8 protein-coding genes are annotated in these 19,297 nt (G+C 47.5%); all 8 read right to left on the reverse strand.

Annotated features, from left to right (window positions below):
• Nucleotides 1-63: 63 nt before the first annotated feature.
• The gene (locus WMO65_RS11440; protein WP_118743351.1) at nucleotides 64-7,743 is read right to left on the reverse strand and encodes a helicase-like domain-containing protein; all 7,680 of its coding nucleotides are present in this window, start codon (nucleotides 7,741-7,743) and stop codon (nucleotides 64-66) included.
• Between the two features lie 17 nt (nucleotides 7,744-7,760).
• Nucleotides 7,761-8,402 (reverse strand): JAB domain-containing protein, encoded by a 642-nt coding sequence (locus WMO65_RS11445; RefSeq protein WP_118743350.1) that lies wholly within the window; start codon nucleotides 8,400-8,402, stop codon nucleotides 7,761-7,763.
• Between the two features lie 120 nt (nucleotides 8,403-8,522).
• Nucleotides 8,523-8,834 carry an HrcA family transcriptional regulator gene (locus WMO65_RS11450; RefSeq protein ID WP_243107801.1) on the reverse strand — a complete coding sequence of 104 codons (312 nt, stop codon included), beginning with the start codon at nucleotides 8,832-8,834 and terminating at the stop codon, nucleotides 8,523-8,525.
• Between the two features lie 66 nt (nucleotides 8,835-8,900).
• Nucleotides 8,901-9,989 carry a DUF5688 family protein gene (locus WMO65_RS11455; RefSeq protein ID WP_118743348.1) on the reverse strand — a complete coding sequence of 363 codons (1,089 nt, stop codon included), beginning with the start codon at nucleotides 9,987-9,989 and terminating at the stop codon, nucleotides 8,901-8,903.
• Between the two features lie 6 nt (nucleotides 9,990-9,995).
• Nucleotides 9,996-10,136 (reverse strand): hypothetical protein, encoded by a 141-nt coding sequence (locus tag WMO65_RS11460; RefSeq protein ID WP_002585002.1) that lies wholly within the window; start codon nucleotides 10,134-10,136, stop codon nucleotides 9,996-9,998.
• Nucleotides 10,137-10,214: 78 nt separating this feature from the next.
• Nucleotides 10,215-16,583, reverse strand: a complete 6,369-nt coding sequence (locus WMO65_RS11465) for an LPXTG cell wall anchor domain-containing protein (protein ID WP_118743347.1) — start codon at nucleotides 16,581-16,583, stop codon at nucleotides 10,215-10,217.
• A 64-nt stretch (nucleotides 16,584-16,647) separates the two neighbouring features.
• On the reverse strand, nucleotides 16,648-18,720 hold the full coding sequence (locus WMO65_RS11470; protein ID WP_118743346.1) for a DNA topoisomerase 3: 2,073 nt from the start codon (nucleotides 18,718-18,720) through the stop codon (nucleotides 16,648-16,650).
• Between the two features lies 1 nt (nucleotide 18,721).
• The gene (locus tag WMO65_RS11475) at nucleotides 18,722-19,282 is read right to left on the reverse strand and encodes an MT-A70 family methyltransferase (RefSeq protein WP_032511075.1); all 561 of its coding nucleotides are present in this window, start codon (nucleotides 19,280-19,282) and stop codon (nucleotides 18,722-18,724) included.
• Nucleotides 19,283-19,297: the final 15 nt, after the last annotated feature.

The raw sequence follows: 19,297 nt of genomic DNA on the forward strand, positions 1-19,297 counted from the left end.
AACAGGGACACAACCCCTGTGCTCCCATTTTACACCTTATAACCTGTCTTGTATATCAAAAGATCACCCGATACACGTTTCCGTAGTTCTCATTGCAGGCTCTTTTCCCTCCTGTCTCTGACGGTTCTGCTTGATGGCAGTAATTCTGTCATGAAGAGACTGGTGTTCCTCTTTCTCCTCGTCCTGCTCTCCTTCCACTTCCATCACAGTTTCCTTTTCATCCATATTCAACAAGGCATTCAGTTCCGACAGACGTTCCAGTTTCTGGTTCAGTTCTTCCTCTTTCGGGAACGTTTTTTTCACCTCTTCCATCGCATTTTTCAGTTGTCCCTGCACTGTCTCAAGCTTACGCTCTGCTTCCGCCAGCTTTTGCGGGATTGCTTCCAATGCGTTATTGATCCTGATGATATTACCATTTTCATCGGAACCAAGGCAGACACGATATACATTTTCATTTTTCAGGGAAAGGATAAATTCCTTGTTCCATGAATCAAACTTTAAGCGGATGGAAAATCCCTGATACTGTCCGACATTAATCATGGCATCCGCCTGTTTCATGGACTGGCAGACAGCAAGAAGGGCTGCTCCCGCTTCCTTTTTCTCATAAAAGACAGTGCCACCGACTTCCATCACAAATTTCTCCGGATCCGTGATCCTATTTGCCTGATACTTTGCCAGATCCGCTTTATATCCTTCGATACTCTTATTAAGTACTGCTATCTGCTGCGGAAAATTCTTTGCAATATCATCTTCCAGCCGGTAATGGTTGCTCACAAAATTCGCTTTCAGCAGTTTCAGCTTTGATACTTCCACATCCAGTGCCATTTTTTCCTTGATCTCCGGATTCCCCGTTGCCAGGGCTTTTACTTCCGCATAGGACAACGCCGTATCGTCCACATCCTCACAGCTTCGCACCGGAGATTTACTGGTCATGATCTGAGAAATAAACTTTTGCTTGCTTTCGATCAGCTGCCACATGTAACTGTCGAAAGTTGCTTCCGTCACATACCGATAGATATGCACTCTCTTATTCATATTACCCTGACGGATGATACGCCCTTCCCTTTGTTCCAGGTCAGAAGGCTTCCAGCCTACATCCAGATGATGCAGGGCAATCAGACGGTCCTGCACGTTGGTACCGGCACCCATTTTAGCGGTAGAACCCAGTAAAAAACGAACCTGTCCGGATTTTACTTTACTGAACAGATCCGTTTTCTTCACTTCCGTATTGGCATCATGAATAAATGCGATCTCTGCTTCCGGCACTCCTTTTGCCATAAGTTTCTTTTTCAGGTCATCATAAACATTGAATGTTCCATCCCCTTTCGGTGTGCTGAGGTCGCAAAAAATGAGCTGGGCAGACCGTTTTGATGCCGTCTCTTTCCAGATAGCAAAGCTCTTCTCCACACAGGCACAGATTTTACTGTCCCCATCATCCGGAAGCAATGGATTCACAAGACGCTGATCCAGTGCCAGCTTCCTTCCATCATTGGTCACTTTCAGCATATTGTCAACAGAGGAATCCACACCACCGTCCCGGATTACTTCTGCACGTTCTCCAAGGCTTTCCACGATCTCTTTCTGGTGCTCGGATGGTTTTAAAACCACCGTTTCATATTCCGCTTCCGGCACCGGAAGTTCCAGCTGGTCTGCCGTCTTAATATCGGCAATCTCCTTAAACATACTCATAAGTTCCGGGATATTGTAAAACCTGGCAAATCTGGATTTTGCCCGGTATCCGGTACCCTCCGGAGCCAGTTCGATACTGGTCACAACCTCACCAAAGGTGGATGCCCAGGAATCAAAATGTCCCAGCCCCATCCGGTTCAGTTTGCCATACTGCAGGTAACGCTGCATGGTATAAAGTTCCGTCATGCTGTTGCTGACCGGTGTACCCGTTGCGAATGTAATGCCTTTCCCGCCGGTGATCTCATCCAGATACTGGCATTTGCTAAACATATCTGCCGATTTCTGTGCTTCATTCTGGGCAATGCCTGCCACATTCCTCATTTTTGTGTAAAGGAATGCATTTTTGTAATAATGAGCTTCATCCACATACAGACGGTCTACCCCAAGTTCCTCAAACGTTACCACATCATCCTTTTTCTCTTTGTTCTCCAGCTTTTCCAGACGCCTCCGGAGACTCTTTTTGGTCTTTTCCAACTGTTTTACCGTAAAACGGCTGCCATCATTTTCCAGCTTTGCCTGCTGAATTCCGGCTTCCAGTTCTTCGATCTGCTCTTCGATGATCTTTTTCTGGCGTTCTTCCGATAAGGGGATCCTCTCAAACTGGGAATGCCCGATGATCACTGCATCATAGCTGCCCATTGCGATTCTGGCACAGAACTTTTTACGGTTTGCCGGTTCAAAATCTTTTTTCGTTGCCACAAGGATATTGGCTCCCGGATAAAGCTGTAGAAACTCTGCGCCCCACTGCTCCGTCAGGTGGTTGGGAACTACAAAAAGGCTTTTCTGGGCAATACCAAGTCGTTTGCTCTCCATAGCTGCAGCTACCATCTCATAGGTCTTTCCACTTCCCACTACATGGGCAAGCAGGACATTATCCCCATAAAGCTGATGGGCAACGGCATTTTTCTGGTGCGGACGAAGCTCTATTTCCGGATTCATTCCCGGAAAGGTCAGATGGCTGCCATCGTATTCCCTGGGACGGATGGAATTGAAGCGTTCATTATATATACGACACAGTTTCTCCCTCCGTTCCTGATCCCTGAAGATCCAGTCCTTAAATGCTTCCTTGATTGCATCCTGTTTCTGGGTTGCCAGCATGGTTTCTTTTTTATTCAACACACGGATTTCATTTCCCTCGGCATCCAGCTTTGTGTCATAGATCCGGACATCTTTTAAATTCAGGGTTTCTTCCAGAATCTTATAGGCATTGATCCTGCTGGTGCCATACGTTGCTGTGGTCAGCACATTCCGGTCACTGTCCGCATTTTTACCGCTGATATTCCATGCACCGCTGGCTTCCGAATACCGGATATCAATCACCCTTCCAACCAGGTAACCCGGGGTATCAAATAGTTCTTCCATAAAATCCCGGTATATTTCCGGGGCAATCCATGTGGCACCGATCCGGACTTCAATCTCTGATGCATCCAGGTCTACCGGCTGCACCTGTGCTAGGGCGTGTACATTGCTGGTATATTCCGGATGGTTTTCCGCAAAGATTCTTGCCGTTTTCAGCTTCTCCCGGACATTCCCGGATAGATATTCATCCGCAGTCTCCCACTGTCCATTGACCGGATCCCGAAAGATTACTCCTGTCAATTCTTCTGCAACTTTCTCTTCCGTCTTACCTGTCAGCCCTGCCATATAAGGAAGATCAACCCTTGCTTTCTCGTTCAAAGAAATCGTCAGGGCTTCTGCCGCAGTTTCCACACTGGTCACAGCCACTGCTTTCTTAATCGTCCGCTTGGTAAACATATCTGCTTTCCGTTTCAACGTACCATCTTCATTAAGATCCTCCAACGAACAGAGCAGACAATAAGAAGAGTCATCGGAGAATGCCCGTTTGTTTGCATTGCTTCCGATGACCCCGTATTTTTCCGTATAGGTATCATAGACCTGATTCAGTTTGACCTGAAGCTCTTGTATCGCCTCATCCGTTGCATTTTCCTCCATCTGCAGGGCGATCAACTCCCGGACCACCTCACGGATCTTCACCATACCCTTTACACGTTCCGCCGTGGCTGCAGGCAGCTTCACCGGATTCATCAGGGAATTTACCCGGTAATAGATCTGGTCATCCACCACGGTAAAACTGTAGTTCCGGACAGACGGATCTGCCGGAATGCTCTCCATGATCTCATCCAGTTCTGTTTCTGCCGTTACTGCAGGAACCATCGTTCCATGGATTTTTGCAACAGCATCTTCCAGCTGTTCCGCCAGGTCTGCCCCTTCCAGCGGAAGGCAGGCAGTCTCCATGCCATATGGTCCGGATACCTCTGCCATCGTTCCAAGTACCATTTCCGGGTGGGTAATAAAAAACTGGTTTATGGTAATCCCATTATTATCCTCTCCAAGAGCAACCCATTCCGGCTCTTCCATGGAAATGCTCTCCCTCTTCTGGAAAAACAGAATGTCGGCACTGACTTCGGTTCCTGCATTCGCCTTAAAAGCATTGTTCGGAAGACGGACCGCACCGAGAAGTTCTGCCCTCTCTGCAAGATACTTCCTTACTTCCGACGATGCTTTATCCATAGTTCCCTTTGTTGTGATCAGGGCAGCCACGCCACCCGGCCGTAACTGGTCAATGGTCTTTGCAAGGAAATAGTCGTGGACCATAAAATTATACTTGTCATACTGGCGGTCATTCACTTTATAGGAACCAAAAGGGACATTTCCGATTGCCACATCAAAAAAGTCATTGGGATAATCGGTCTTTTCAAATCCTTTGATCTGGATATCAGCGTTCGGATAAAGCAGTTTTGCGATCCTGCCGCTGATGCTATCCAGTTCCACTCCATAAAGCCGGGACTGCTGTAACTTGTCCGGGAGCCTTCCAAAAAAGTTTCCTACACCCATGGATGGTTCCAGGATATTTCCCTTTTCAAATCCCAGATTCTGAATCACCTGATACATGCTCTCGATGATAACAGGCTGTGTATAATGGGCATTCAACGTGGATTCCCTTGCCGCCGCATACTCCTCTTTGGTAAGCAGATCTTTCAGTTCCTGATACTCCTCACTCCAGGAAGCTTTGCTTTCATCAAAGGCATCCGGCAATCCTCCCCAGCCAACATAGTTTGACAGAATTTCCTGCTCCTCTGGTGATGCATAACGGTTCTCTCTTTCACATTTTTTCAGAACCTGGATTGCCATCACATTGGCTCTGAATTTTTCTTTTGCTGTTCCATAGCCCAGCTGGTCATCCGTGATATGAAAATTGACAGGCGGTATCTCAACAGACAATTCCCGTTCTCTTTGCCCATACTCATTCCAGACACGATCCGATATTTGCCGGAAATAGATGGATTCATTTTCCATGATACTGTAGCTGACTTCCTGAAGTTCTTCCAGGTTCGTTGCATTTTCAATATCCTCATGGTATTGAAAATACAGGGCTTCCCGTTCCAGTACCCTCTCCAGCCGTTCCAGTTCCGGTTCGGACATCCGCTCCCAGATATCATCTTTTTCCGTATGGATGGTAAACCCTTCCCCGTCATCGTGGTATTCCACCATATAATGCAGGATATCCTGCTCCCCACGGATCTCACAGGTAAAGTCATACTCCGTCGTCCTGCTCACAGAGGAATACTGGCGGTTTACTAAGACCAGGTTCTGCACATCTTCTGCCCTTAATGGCTGCCCGCTTTCTTCCGGCTTATCTTCCACATTTTCTTCCGCATGAACTTCCTCAACCTCTTCCGAAACTTCCTCTGTTCCCAGTGACTGCTTTACCTCTTCCATATCAGCAAGCCGCTGGGCTTCCTGCCGTTCTTCATACTTTTCCAGTTCTTCCGGTGACAAAAAATCATCCATCCGGATCAGCTGTCTCGTCCTGGAAGCTGCCTGTTTCCACTTGACCAGTGTTGTCAGGCTTGGGTTGGAAATTTGTCCTTTGCTCAAACGGATCCCTTTTGCGTCATGCCACTCATCGGAAAGATCGCTTCCCTGGATACCGGGTGTGCATCCTCCGTCTCCATACTCATGTTTTAAGAAGTCGGCTGTTTCTTTTTCATCGTGATGTTCCATGAAAAATTCATAGATACGGTTCCTTCCGCCAGCTACATTTCCACCTCTTCGTAAAACAGAATCAATCTCATCCTGCGTAATAAAAGCCATTTCCGGCGGTGTTACAGTTTCTTCCTGCCGACTCCAATCGAGCGTCCTTCCAAGGTCATATACTCTCTGCTTGTATATCGGATTATTCCGGATCTGGTACCTCATATAGTTTTCCGGATGACGTTCCATATCTCGTTCCAGTTCCACAAGCATCTGGTAATACTCCCTTGTCTGTTCCCGGTCATCCAGACCTGCACGGAACCTCTCAGTCGTTTCTGTATGGCTGTATATCCCCCTGATAGCCCCGGTATCCCGGAAATGGAGTGCCAGCTGGCTGGAAAGCTCATCACATTCCACTTTAATGGAATTTTGCATAATCACGTTGGAAACATAAGTCCCCGCATCATACATATCCTGAATGCGGTTTGCCGCCTCTTCCCAGGTAAGCATACGGTCATAATTGCGCCTTGCGGATTCTCCACGTCGGAAACGCATACCATCCCCGTCATACCAGACACTGAATTTCTGTCCGAAAAGCTCAAACCCTTTCCCGCCGGTACCATATTCCTGGATGAGAAAGCTTCTCAGTTCCTCATGGTCAATTCCCTCCACAAGCTTTGCAGTGATATGGAATAACGTATTCTTCCGTCCGCTTCCGGTACGAAGCACATCCTCCACGATCTCATCCGAAACAAAAAAAGCGGCTGGCTGTGTGAGTGCAGCTGCCGCTTTCCTGATCTCTCCAAACTGTTCTTCCTCTGTGGGGAACAGGCTTAATTGTATATAATCTCCTGAACCACCATCTCCTCTGCCTGTGCCCGGATCCGGTTCATGTGACGGGTCCATGCCATGCTGTCGGCTGATTTCTCCGGTGCCGGGTCTTTCTCCAGAAGCTGTATGGTCAGGTCTTCCACTTTCTGTCTGGCTTCGCTGTCCACTTCCATCAGATGTCTGTCCAGCCTGTTCTGCAGTGCCAGTATGCTGAATCTGGCTTTCTTGTGGTTCCTCAGATATTCCTTCCGCATCATCCCGTATTTCCCGATGGTTCCCCTGGTCTCCTCCAGTTTGATATCCGGAATCAGATAATCCCCGTTCCTGCTGTAAGTGATCTCTCTCATGCTCTGTTTCCTCCTTGTTTTCTTCTATCTTTGTCTCTCTGGTAATTTCTTTACTTTCACGAATTAACGTGCTAAATTCATTATAGACCACTTCCGATTCTTTTGCAACCGTTTTCCTGTCATTTTCCAGATCCATAAGGACATACCGTCCAAGCTGCATCAGAATCGGTCTGCAGATCTCATTAACCGCTGTGCCAAGGTGCCCAAGCACACGGAGATCATTAAAATCCGTGATGTGCCGCAGGCTATCCGCAGACAGATACTCTTCCGTATCCATCCCGCACCGCTTTAACAGGACATACCATACACTGTCCGTCATAAGGTTCCGGAACTCCACTTCCTGGTTCTGCTCATCCAGTTCTTCCAGAAATGTCCCCTGCACATCCTGTTTCAGTTCATCAAACGCATCCGGAAGCCACTCCCGCACACTTTCCTGTGCTGCCTGATGCAGGGTTCCGGCAAGCCCGCCATCTCCTTCGTCCAATCCATACGCTCTCTGCAGATAATCTGCCGCAAAAAAACGGTCATCCTGTGGCAGCACCCACAAAGCCGGGTCTTTCCCCAGATTCCGAACCTTATAAGTATCCGAAATATCAAACACATACCGCAGGCGGTTTTTCGGGCTGGATGTATAATCAATCAGGGCAATGCCTTTCGAGCCTTTCCTGATCCATCGGTACATCCGCTTATTCCATACCTCCATGGATGCCACAGCGGTTGCTTCCGGTCTCTGAGCAAAGATCAGGAGCTGTTCATCAAAGGTGTATTTATATAACCGGGATGCGGTATCCAGAAAACGCATCCACTCTTCCGGCTTTGCTGCGATGTCCTTTGCGACTTCTTCCGTCAGCTGTTCCATGGCATATAATTTATTTGCCATATCTGTTCATCCTCCTCTCATTCTATCGTCGTTTCCCTTTTTCTCTTCACACCGGATGTTTTCTGACCGGATGTGATCTTTTTCCGGTTTTCCTCCAGGGATTCCTTGATTGATTTTTTATGTGGTTTCTTATATCCATAATTCTCTGCTTCCTTTTCCGCCACTTTCAGATTGATATCATTCAAATCCACAGAGTATTGAATCTGCTCCATAGGAAGGATCTGTTTTTCCCGGAAAGAAAAATAGGACTGGTCATTTCCAAGAATTACATGGTCAATCACAGGGATTCCTGCCAGCATACAAAGCTTCTGCATCCTGCCTGTAAGTGCAATGTCCTCCTTCGAGGGTTTCAGGCTGCCGCTTGGATGGTTGTGGAACAAAAGAATGGTAGCGGCATTCGATAAGAACGCCGCCTTTAATACTTCCCTCGGATGCACCAGTGACTGGTTCAGTGTCCCCATACTGATGATGGTCATGTTGATGGGAACATTGTCACTCCGAAGATGAACCACTCCTACCACCTCCCGGTCATAGTCTTTAAAGGTATCTCCCAATACCCGGATCGCATCTTCCGGTGTAGAGATCTCTTCCTCACTCAGGAGCGGAGCTTCTTTTACAAGCCGAACCGATACCTGGTCAATTCCGTATTTTCTTCTCACTTTCTGATGCTCCTCTCTTTAAGGGGATTTGAAGAATAAACTCCTGGTCTTTTTGTGACTCCAGGCATTTCCGGATATGTCCGGATAACCTTTTTCTTTCTTCCTCTTTCATTTTGTTGCTCATTCCCCTTCTCCCTCTACGACCTCTTCCATAACATCTGCAATCCGTTCCAATTCCCTTACAAGCGAAGGGAACTCATAACTGTTCCTGGCTTTTCCAATCTGATCCAGTAAGAATTCCGGTACATTGTTGATTGCTTCCGCTATCAATGCTTTTACCTTTAAATCCTGAAGAGCCAGAAGTTCTTTGAGTCCAAATTCTTCACCCAAAACTTCCTTATACCTGATCAACTCGCCTTCAAGGCTATCCGGTTCTAACCGTCTTTCAAACTTTTCTCTTATATCATCACCATATAAGCACCACTCTGACATATACATCCTCCTTCATATAAGGGAACCTCCACAATGGAAGTCCCCTTATAACTCTGCTTATTATTGTTACATTACCATAGCCGTATCTCTCGTTTTACCCTGTGGCTTTACCAGGACATCCCCGGCTTTCATCTCTTCCTTCGCCTTTTCCAGCTTCCCATGAATCCCGGTTTTCTCTGCCGGCTTTTCTGCCGCAGCCGCTTTTTCTTTTTCCAGACGTGCTTCCCGTTTCTCCGCATTTTCCATCACCGCTGTTCTGCCATCACAAAACTGCACTTTATCCGAAAGAATATCTTCCAGTGCTACTTCTGTTGCATTGACTTCTTTTACCATGGCATTCAGGGCTTTCACATCGAAATCTCCATTATCCGGCAAAAGAAGTGTTTCATGGATGGAAGAAGGCAGGATATAAAAATCACCCTTCATAAACTCCCCGATCTGTTTTCGGATATCCTCATGCAGGATCAGGGATGCCGCATTCATTTTTGTTTCATTCGTCAGGCAAAACATAGGCATGAAAAATTCCTCTGCCCTCCTGTCTCCGTTCAACAGATTCTGAGGTTTTTCTCCCATAATCGAGGATTCCATCAGATCATTTATTGCGTATAATGCAGGTCCACGGTTTTTATCCGATGCCATCGCATCCTGATGGAGTGTCTGGACATCAATCTTCCACGCCTCTAAAAGTGCTTTGGTCACGGAAACAGAAGCAATGCCGTCTTTATTTTCCGACAGGTTGACTGTATAATAAGCTGCGAAATCCCCATGCATGGTCACAGCTTTATCTTCCAGCCATTCTTTGTTTTTTTCCGGGTCGCACATCCTGATCTGCAGCTTGTCCTTGACATTCCCGTAATCCATCATGCCATTTACATCAACGTCCAGATCCGTATCCATTTTTTCAATCCAAAGGTCTGCCACATCCCCTACACAGGCATCCGGGCTTTTCCCGTTCCGGTATTCCTGGTAAAAGGAATCCAGATATACATTCGGTGTGATATTGGTGTCCTTTGCGGGAATGACCACCGCCGTCAGTGTCAGCCCGTTCTTCTTTACTACTTCCTGCAGATGGATATTGGCATCCGCATATTTTTCCGGAAGATAGTCCTTCACATTGTCCTTCACATATTCAAAAAAATCTTTTCTGTTCATCATACGCAATTACCCCCTTCTGATCATGTGCTGGTTCATTCTCTTTTTGTTGACTGCCTGCTCTGCTTTTTTCTGGTATGCCATCATTCTCTTGAATGATCTCTCCTGCATTTCTCTCCCTGCCTGCACTGTGTTCATTGTTTTCTTCATATTCTTTACCTGTCCTTTCTTGATTTTGCTATGATAAAAGAGAGCCTCAAATCAAGGCTCCCTGCTCATATAAGGTTTCTATTTTCTTTTTCTCTTTCTTCTGTCTGCCAGAAGTCCGGCAATGCTGCTTACAGATACTGCCAGCAGTACCACCGGAAGCCAGAGATTCGTCTCATCACCGGTCTTCGGATTACCTGCTGACGGTGTTCCCAGCGTACCTTCCGTTGTCTGTGGCACTTCCGGCTTGTCATTTGTCAGGTCAAAGGTCACTTCCACAATCGGTGTGCTGTCATCTTTGTAGGCAAATACCACCTCATGCTCGGTCTCATCCAGTGTATATCCATCCAGCGTCTTGATTTCCACCAGATAATATTTCTTCTCACCGGCATATTTACCGTCTTTGTAATCTGCGATCTCATAAAGGCTGCTCTCCGCATGACCGGCAGCATCCGTCTTTAAGGTCTCCAGTACCTTCCCTTTGCTGTCACGGAGTTCAAATTCCACGCCTTTTAATGGCTCTCCGGTTTCCTTATCTGTTTTATTCAGGATCACTTTACCCTTTGCGGTATCATCCTTCATAACAACCGTCTGGATCTCGCCGGTATCTTTCACTTCAAAGGAGACATCGGCTGTCAGGATAAATCCTTTCGGTGCCTGTTCTTCCCTGAGTGTGTATCTGCCAATCGGCAGCTTCTCCACATAATGCGGCTCCTCTGTGGAAGTCCAGCTTTCCACTACCTGGTCATTTTCATCCAGGATCGTAAGCTTCGCACCAGGGATCTCCTGGTCTCCGGTGATATCTGTCTTGCTGATCTGTACCTTTGTCACATCATCCTTCATTTCATGCTTCTGGATTTCCGCAGTATTCTCGATGGTAAATTCGATGCTTTCTGCGGTTACATATCCATCTGCAGGTTTGGTTTCTGTCATTGTGTAGGTTTTGCCGACTACCAGCTCTTTGATCACATGGGCTTCTTCTGTGGATACCCATTCATCCACCACATTGCCGTCCTCATCGGTCACTTTCAGGTGGGCACCGGGAAGCTCATCCCCTGTTGTCAGGTCAGATTTTGTCAGTTCCACGGTTGTAGCCTCATTTTCAAAGGTAAAATCATAGCTTACCTCTGCCTGGTCCGCACCGGCATATTCAAAGGTGAAATCCTGTTCCTCATTGGTGGTCACAAAACCATCCGGAGCATACAGCTCTTTCACATAATAGTTTCCGTCTACCGGCAGGTCTGCCGTAAAGGTAATCTGACCGTTTTCATCCGTGGTCTTAAGCTCAATGAGCGTATCTGCTTCCAGCAGGACATCACCACTGGCATTTTTGATATCCTCCCTTGTAAACAATCCGAAGATACCGCCTGCCAGTACACGCTCCGTGTCTTTTTCCTTTTTCAGGACGGTCACTTTGACTTTCTGGCGGTTGTTCTGCCATGCTTCATCATACGTTACCACCGGGGTATCCTGGTCACGGTAACTTAAATCCACATATCTTGGCTCCCCATCCAGCACATAACCATGGGCAGTTTCTGCCTCTTTCACATAGTATTTTCCAACCGGAAGATCCCCAAGCTGTGCAATACCATTGGCATCGGTGGTAATGGTTCCCACCAGTTCATCTGCTTTAAAATAATCCTCGCTGACACCATCTGCCGCTTTGATATCTTCAGCGGCATAAACGTGAAAAGTAACTTCGGTAAGGCTTCCAGTGATATACTCAAACAGATGCTCCACCGTGCCTTTTGCATTATCCAGAAGCGTTACTTTATCCAGGAATTCACCCTTTTTGTTGATGATCAGAAGCCCGGTCGGCACTTCATCCTTCATTTCAACCTTCTGGACATCACCGTTATCCTCAACAGTAAAAGTGATATCCGTTGCTTTCAGGTATCCATACGGGGCAAATTCTTCCCGGAGTGTGTAAGTCTCCCCGACTACCAGACGTTTGATCACATGTGGGGCTTCCTTAACAGAAGTCCATTCATCCACAACATTCCCATCTTTATCCAGCACTTTCAGGCTTGCACCATCCAGTTCTGTTCCAGTGGTAATGTCAGATTTTGTGATCTCCACTGTGGTCGGCTGGTTTTTCTTCACGGCTTTCAAAACAACCGTTTCCACATCCTGTCCCTGATAGAAAGCATCAAAGTTCAGGACCTCATTGGAAGATACATAACCTGCCGGGGCTTTCAGCTCTTTCACATAGTAGCTTCCAAGCGGAAGATCCAGTGTACAGCCTGCCTGCCCCTTCTCATCCGAAGTCATTTCCTGAAGGAGGGTATCTGCCGCAACAATTACTTTGCCGTCTGCGGTAATATCTTCTTTGTTGTAGATACCAAATACTGCACCTGCCACAACTGCACTATTTTCCGCATCCTGTTTTTCAACCGTAATCGCTACCTTCTGTCTTTCATCACCGACGGTCACTTCCTGCTCTACTACCGGAGTATCCTGGCCTTCATAGACAAAGACAACTTCTGCAGCCTCCGGATTTAACACAAACCCTTCCGGAGCTGTTTTTTCCACTACCCGGTAAGCACCAAGCGGAAGGTTTTCTGCCACTGCCATTCCATCCTCACCGGTTGTGATCGTAGTCACCAGTGTATCCTTTGCATAGACTACAATCCAGTTTCCATCTGCGTCCTTCTGGTAATCCGGGGAGTAAATATCCTCCGCCGCATACACCTCAAAGACGGCATCTTTCAGAAACTGCTCTTCGTAAATGAAATCCTTGTTAAATCCAGCAAGCATCTCACCTTTTTTGTAAACAGTCAGCTTTCCTTTGACCGGATGGTTTTCGTAATCTACTTCAATCACCACATCCCCGCTGACAGAATCCATCTGGTATGCCGTATTGGAATCCACTGCGATCTCCACGTAATTCTGGTTTAAGGTATAGCCATCCGGGGCTGTCACTTCCTCGATCCGGTAATGTCCGATGCTTAAATTGTTCGGAAGGATCAGATAACCCTGGCTGTCTGTGAAATAGGATTTGTGGGTAACAGTGGTCGGGTAAGTCGTTACCTGTTCCACATATTTCTCATGGTCCAGGTCATAAATCTTAAATTCTGTACCTGCCACAAGCACCGGTCTCTTTGTTTCATCGTCTTTCTTCACGATCTTTAACTTTGCTTTAAATTCATCATCCAGAAGGATCCGCCAGATCTGCGGCTCATCCGGATGGTTTTCACTGATGGTAACAAGAAAGTCATCCACCGGCTTATAATTGTGCGGGGTTGTTGTTTCCTTCACAAGGTAAGTACCATACGGAAGCGGGATGCTGCAGGCATAGCCTCTGGCATCGGTAAACATCTCTGTTTTTCCATCTGCGGTCAGTACTACCGGCTTGGCAGAAGCAAAATCGTAACTGCCGTCCGGATTGGTCTTAAGGCTGCTCTTTAAGTAAGCAGTAAATCCGGCACCTTTTAACAGGTCTGCGTCTGTCTTTCCATTGTTCGCCGCTTTAATCACCTGGAACGGCTGTTTCATGACCTGTTCCGAAGATTCCGTACTGCGCTCCACAGTTTTTACAAGGTCTCCCTCATAACTGCATTCCAGGTCATACTCACCCTCGTCGATCAGGTATCCAATCGGCGGTGTGATCTCTTTCACATAGTATTTTCCAAGGTACAGGTCTACTACAGAAGCATCACCCTTTTTATCAACCGTCATGGTTGCCACCTGGCTTCCTGCTTTATAGAGGATGCCGGTTTTTCCATCCGGATGGATGATGTTTTCTCTTGCATACACTCCATAAACAGCGCCTTCAAAGGCGGCGTCTCCCTGGGTGTTTCTTCCGGTCTCTTTATCTTTCTTGACCAGATGGATCGTCGCATTGACACGTTCATTCTCAAACGTATGAGTAAATGCGACAGATGCCTGTTTATCGTTGGTGTACTGAAATCTGAAAGAGAATACATCCTCACTGTTACGGTAGTAGTTCACAGGTGCCTGCAGCTCTTTCACATAATAGCTGTGGTTGATCGGCAGGTCTGCCTGATATACAGCGTTTCCATCGGTTCCGGTTGTTGCTTTTTCAATCAGGGTATCTTTTCTCACTACCACATTCCCGGATACGTCAGCGATATCCTCTGCCGCATACAGTCCGTAAATTCCTCCGGACAGCGGGTTCTTTGTGGTATCGTCCTGTTTCACCACAGATACGCTTGCCTTCTGGCGGTCATTAGCAAAGGTCACATTTCCTACTGCCACTTCCACATTCTGTCCTGCATAGCTTAAGGTGATGGTTTTGGATTCCCCTTTGCACACATAATCTGCCGGGGCTTTCGTTTCTGTTACAACGTAAGTGCCAAGATGCAGGTTCTTAAGGGTTGCACTGCCATCCTCACCGGTGGTCAGCCCCTCTTTTACCAGGGCACCCTTTTGGAAAATAACCCTTCCATCTGCCGCTTTGATATCCGCTCCGGCATACACATTATAAACAGCGCCTTTCAATCTCTGTTTTGTGTACTGGAACACCACGCCGGAATCTGTGACAGAAGCACCGGTCAGCACTTCCCCTTCCTTATAAACGGTCAGGTCTGCAAACTGTTCCTTATCAGTTACGTCTTTCTTTGTAGTCCCGCCGATGACCAGGTTGATCCCATAGGCTTTGGTATCCAGCACATAGCCGTTCGGTACGGAAATCTCTTTCAGGTACACGGTATTCTGTGTCTTTTCAATGGTGATACTGGATGCACCATTGGCATCGGTTGCAGGCATCTTTGCGATCAGGTTTTTTCCTGCTTCATCACTGTAAATGCCATACACCGCACCAGCTACCTTTGCATTGCTTCCGGCATCCTTTTTCACGATCTCAATCTTTGCCATCTTCACCCATTCCACACTGAAATCCACATACTTCTCATCTGTGACACCTTCTCCAAATACCAGTGCCAGATCCTGAGTGGATGACCCTGTGGTGATCTTATAAGCGGAATAATCCTTGGTAATGCTTCCTTTCATGGTCACTGCCCAAGAGCCGCTTACATCTTCCGCCTGTGTCAGCGGTGCGGAAAGATAGAACTTTGTGCCGCCGGATACTTCTACGCTTGCCCCTGCCGCACTGGTCTTTCCGGTTGAAACGTTGTGGAATTTCACGCCGGATGGAAGCTTCATCGTAATGGTCTGAAGCGCATCTGCCTTAAAAGTGATCTCTTCCGTTCTCTGGGAATTGCCGTCAATATAGGCTTTTACCTTCGCATTGGAAAAGGACATCGCCACGTCCGGGATCTCCGGCTGGCTCACACAGTAGTTATAGAGTTCCATGGCCAGCGCCTGTCCGGTGGAGTTGGTGCCGGAAAAGGCATCACTGCTTCCATTTGCATAAGCGGCTGCCAGATGGGTAATGATAAAACGCTTTCCGGTAGAGAAATCCGGATGCTTTTCTGCGAAAAATCCTTCATCCCCGCTGGCTTTTGTACCGTAATAGCAGACTTTCGCTAAAGTCTTTCCGTCACTGAGCTTTGTGATCGTATAAGTTCCATCCCCCGGCCCCGGCTTGGATGGCTGTACGCAATAGGCAGTAGCAGTAACATCACCAAACTTAACGGTATAAGGTGCGGTCAGGTAAGAACCCAGACCATAATCTGCATAATAGTAATATGCCCCTCTGGTTACACTGACGGAGGTCGTGGATCTGGCACTTGCAAACAGTGCCTGTGCCTGAAACTGTACCGTCTCGCCTTCTTCCAGGCTCAGCATATCAATTCCCTGTTCTTCGCCCTGTTCCAGTACATCAGATACGGAAAGCCCGGTCTCCGGGTCAACGGTTTCCTGCCCTTCGCTTTCCTCCAGTGCTGCATCCAGTTCCTCTTCCGGAAGAACTTCGGTGCTTTCTACTATTTCCGTTTCTGGTTCAGCCTCTGTGACTGGTTCTGTGGCAGCTTCCGTCTCCATGGAAGTTTCTGTTGTTTCACTCTCTTCTGCAGATAACGTCTGCGAGTCTGCCTCATCATCATCTGCCGCTTCCTCTGTACCGCTGGAACCGGCATCTTCGCCGCCTCCTTCTGAAGCAGCCTGCACTTCTGTTTCCGCCTCTTTAACGATCAGGTTTCTGCTGATCTGGTACTTCGGATGTGCCTCATTGACCGGCTCCACGTAGTAGACGGCTTTATAACTGTCTGCGTGGTCTAAAGCAAAATCCTTTCCCTCTTCATTCTTAGCTTCCTCAAAAGTGACTTTTACTTTTTTGTCATCTTTGATCTCCAGCCCGGTAAAATCACAGGTGACATCAAATTCACTGCCAACGGTAATTTCATAATCTTTGGCTTTTACCACTTCATCTTCGTCCAGCAGATCCTTGACCTCTTCATAAAGGGGCGGCTTTTCTTCCGCTTTGGGTTCTGCCGCATACGCTGTCATGGGCGATAACACCGTGGATAACAGCGTCAGCCCTGCCAGAAATCCGGATACAAGTCTCCTTAAATGTCCTGTTCTTCTCATAGATCATGTCCTCTCTTTCATTTTTATATGAAAACAGACAGCCTTTTAGCTGCCTGGTTCCTAACTACCGCTGTGGGAAATGCAGGTTAAACTGTGCTTTTCCCTCACTGTCAACTACCATTTCTACGGTAGCTTCATAACTTTTCCCGGTTCTTTTCGATACCAGGTCTTTGTAATGGACTTTGCCTTTCTTCAGGAATTTTTTTGCCGTTGCTTTATCCATCTTCTTCCCCTGGCTTGCAAGGAAATGGTCATCCTTCCACAAAGAAAAGCGGCATTCCTGCCCGGTGCAGTAATAATTCTTCTTCCCTTCCCGGACATCACTTCCACAGACCGGGCATTTCCCGATTACTTCTCCCCTGGCGGTTCCCGGAAAACGGCTGCTTTCCTCCTCTGAAATCGAATGGTAACGGGAAATCAATCCTCCCATCATATCCGTGATCCCATTTAAGAAATGCTCTGCCGTCTCTGTCCCCTGTGCGATATGGTTTAATGCCATCTCCCACTCTGCTGTCATCTTCGGGGACTTGATCTCATCCGGAAGGACTGTGACCAGTACATTCCCCGCATCTGTCGGCACCAGATTCTTCTTTTCCCTTTTTACAAAGCCGGACTGGATCAGTTTTTCAATGATCCCGGCTCTCGTTGCCGGTGTACCAAGCCCCTTCTTTTCCGTATCCTCTGTCAGTTCTTCATTGCCTGCCCGCTCCATCGCCGCCAGAAGCGTGTCTTCCGTATACTGGCGGGGCGGCTGGGTAAAGTTTTCTGAAACAGAAGTGCTGCACGGACCGATATTCCTTCCAAGGTAAAGGTCATATTCCGCTTCCTGTTCCGGTTCCCTGACACCTAAAAACTGTTTCAGTTTCTTCTCTATCGCCTGGAACCCTTCCTGTTTTGTCTTCCTTGCATTGAAATAGAACGTATGGAAGTTGCAGGTCAGCTGGCACTTATGGGTCTCATAAATATAGGGATCCGCCGTTGCAGTGAGTACCCTGGCACTGATCAGATACAGGATGTTCCTCTCCTTCTCTTTCAGCTTCTGAAGATCTGCTTTCTCCACTTCCGAAGTGGGGATAATTGCATGATGGTCTGATACCTTTTTAGAGTTCAGTACTTTAGAAATATCCGGTTCATACGCAATACCCTCCGCAAAAGGCATCCTGGATAACAGCAACTGAATAAGCTGTTTCGTACTGTTCCCCATCTCATCTGTCAGATACTGGCTGTCTGTCCTGGGATACGTCACCAGCTTCTTTTCATACATCTCCTGAACAGAATCCAACGTCTGCTGTGCCGTGTAACCAAAGATACGGTTGGCATCCCTCTGGAGAGAAGTCAGGTCATACAGTTTCGGTGCCCGCACGGTTTTCGTCTGCACATCTTCTTTCTCCACCTGGCACATGCGTTCGCTGCAGTCGGCAGCCACCTGATCCGCTTCTTCCTTTTTCTGGAAATGCTCAGAGACAGCATCAAACTCCCCGAATGTTAAGTGGGCTACATAGTATTTTTCTTTTACAAACTCCTTCACCTTCTGGTTCCTGTCCACGATCATGGCAAGGGTCGGGGTCTGCACCCTGCCCACTTTCAGGTTCTGGTTGTAAAGGACGGAAAAAAGACGGCTCGCATTGATCCCTACCAGCCAGTCTGCTTTTGCCCTGCATAAAGCTGACTGATAAAGGTCTTCATAACACGAACCGTCTTTCAACGATGCAAAACCTTCTTTAATTGCACGTTCTTCCATGGATGAAATCCAAAGCCTTTTGACCGGCTTTTTGCATCCTGCCTGCTCATAGACCAGACGGAAGATCAACTCCCCTTCCCTTCCGGCATCTGTGGCACAGATGACCTCATCCACTTCTTTGCTGTTCATCAGTTTCTTTAAAATCTGGAACTGCTTCTTTGTCCCGTCAAGGACTTTCCTTTTCCATTCTTCCGGTATGATCGGGAGGTCTTCATATCTCCATTTTTTGTAACGTTCATCATATTCCGATGCGTCACAAAATGCTACGAGATGCCCGACGCACCACGATATCAGATACTCCTTTCCCTCCACATATCCGTCTTTCCGTTCCCTGGCTCCGACCACCTTTGCCAGAGCCATCGCAACAGACGGCTTTTCTGCTATTACTAACTTCATCTCACTCATCCTTTCTGCTTTCCATATCAATATCGGATTCTACTTCATTCCCCCAGACATCCCATCCGGGCGTCTTCTGCCTGGCAAACAGCTCAATGCGGGGCACATCACCCATCAGCTGCACGATCCTCTCCCTTGCTTCCTGCGGCTTTTTGCTGTGTTCCTCGATGTGGGATACAATCACCTGATGGACTCCGGCAGACTGCCGTTTCGGTGAACCTCTGGTTGCCAGGATACAGAATTCGGCATTGCTCCTTGTCCAGTAACCCATTCCCCAGAACAGGCTGTCCGCTTTCTTATTCTGCTTGATCCAGACAAAAGCAATGGTCTTATACTGGAATCCCCAGGCCTGCAGGACGGAAAGCCCTTCCAGCAGGCACGGGATCGTCACCCACAAAAACAGGGCACAATCCTTTTCTGCCAGCTCCGCCACCGGCAGGGCACGGATCTCATCAATCCCCATTGTGGGGTAATGGCTCTCTGCACTCCGCCCTAATCCTTTTTTGGAATACACACGGTACTGCCACGGCGGATCTGCATAGATAACCGGATATTTTTTCATCTGCATCAAAACACC

The sequence above is a fragment of the Blautia caccae genome (assembly GCF_040095955.1).
GTDB classification, from domain to species: domain Bacteria; phylum Bacillota; class Clostridia; order Lachnospirales; family Lachnospiraceae; genus Blautia; species Blautia celeris.

Excerpts from the sequence above, each read along its gene's own strand:
- WMO65_RS11465 (WP_118743347.1), bottom strand. The coding sequence starts at position 16,583 with ATGAGAAGAACAGGACATTTAAGGAGACTTGTATCCGGATTTCTGGCA.
- WMO65_RS11440 (WP_118743351.1), bottom strand. The coding sequence starts at position 7,743 with ATGGCAAATAAATTATATGCCATGGAACAGCTGACGGAAGAAGTCGCA.
- WMO65_RS11450 (WP_243107801.1), bottom strand. The coding sequence starts at position 8,834 with ATGTCAGAGTGGTGCTTATATGGTGATGATATAAGAGAAAAGTTTGAA.
- WMO65_RS11475 (WP_032511075.1), bottom strand. The coding sequence starts at position 19,282 with ATGAAAAAATATCCGGTTATCTATGCAGATCCGCCGTGGCAGTACCGT.
- WMO65_RS11460 (WP_002585002.1), bottom strand. The coding sequence starts at position 10,136 with ATGAAGAAAACAATGAACACAGTGCAGGCAGGGAGAGAAATGCAGGAG.
- WMO65_RS11470 (WP_118743346.1), bottom strand. The coding sequence starts at position 18,720 with ATGAAGTTAGTAATAGCAGAAAAGCCGTCTGTTGCGATGGCTCTGGCA.
- WMO65_RS11455 (WP_118743348.1), bottom strand. The coding sequence starts at position 9,989 with ATGATGAACAGAAAAGATTTTTTTGAATATGTGAAGGACAATGTGAAG.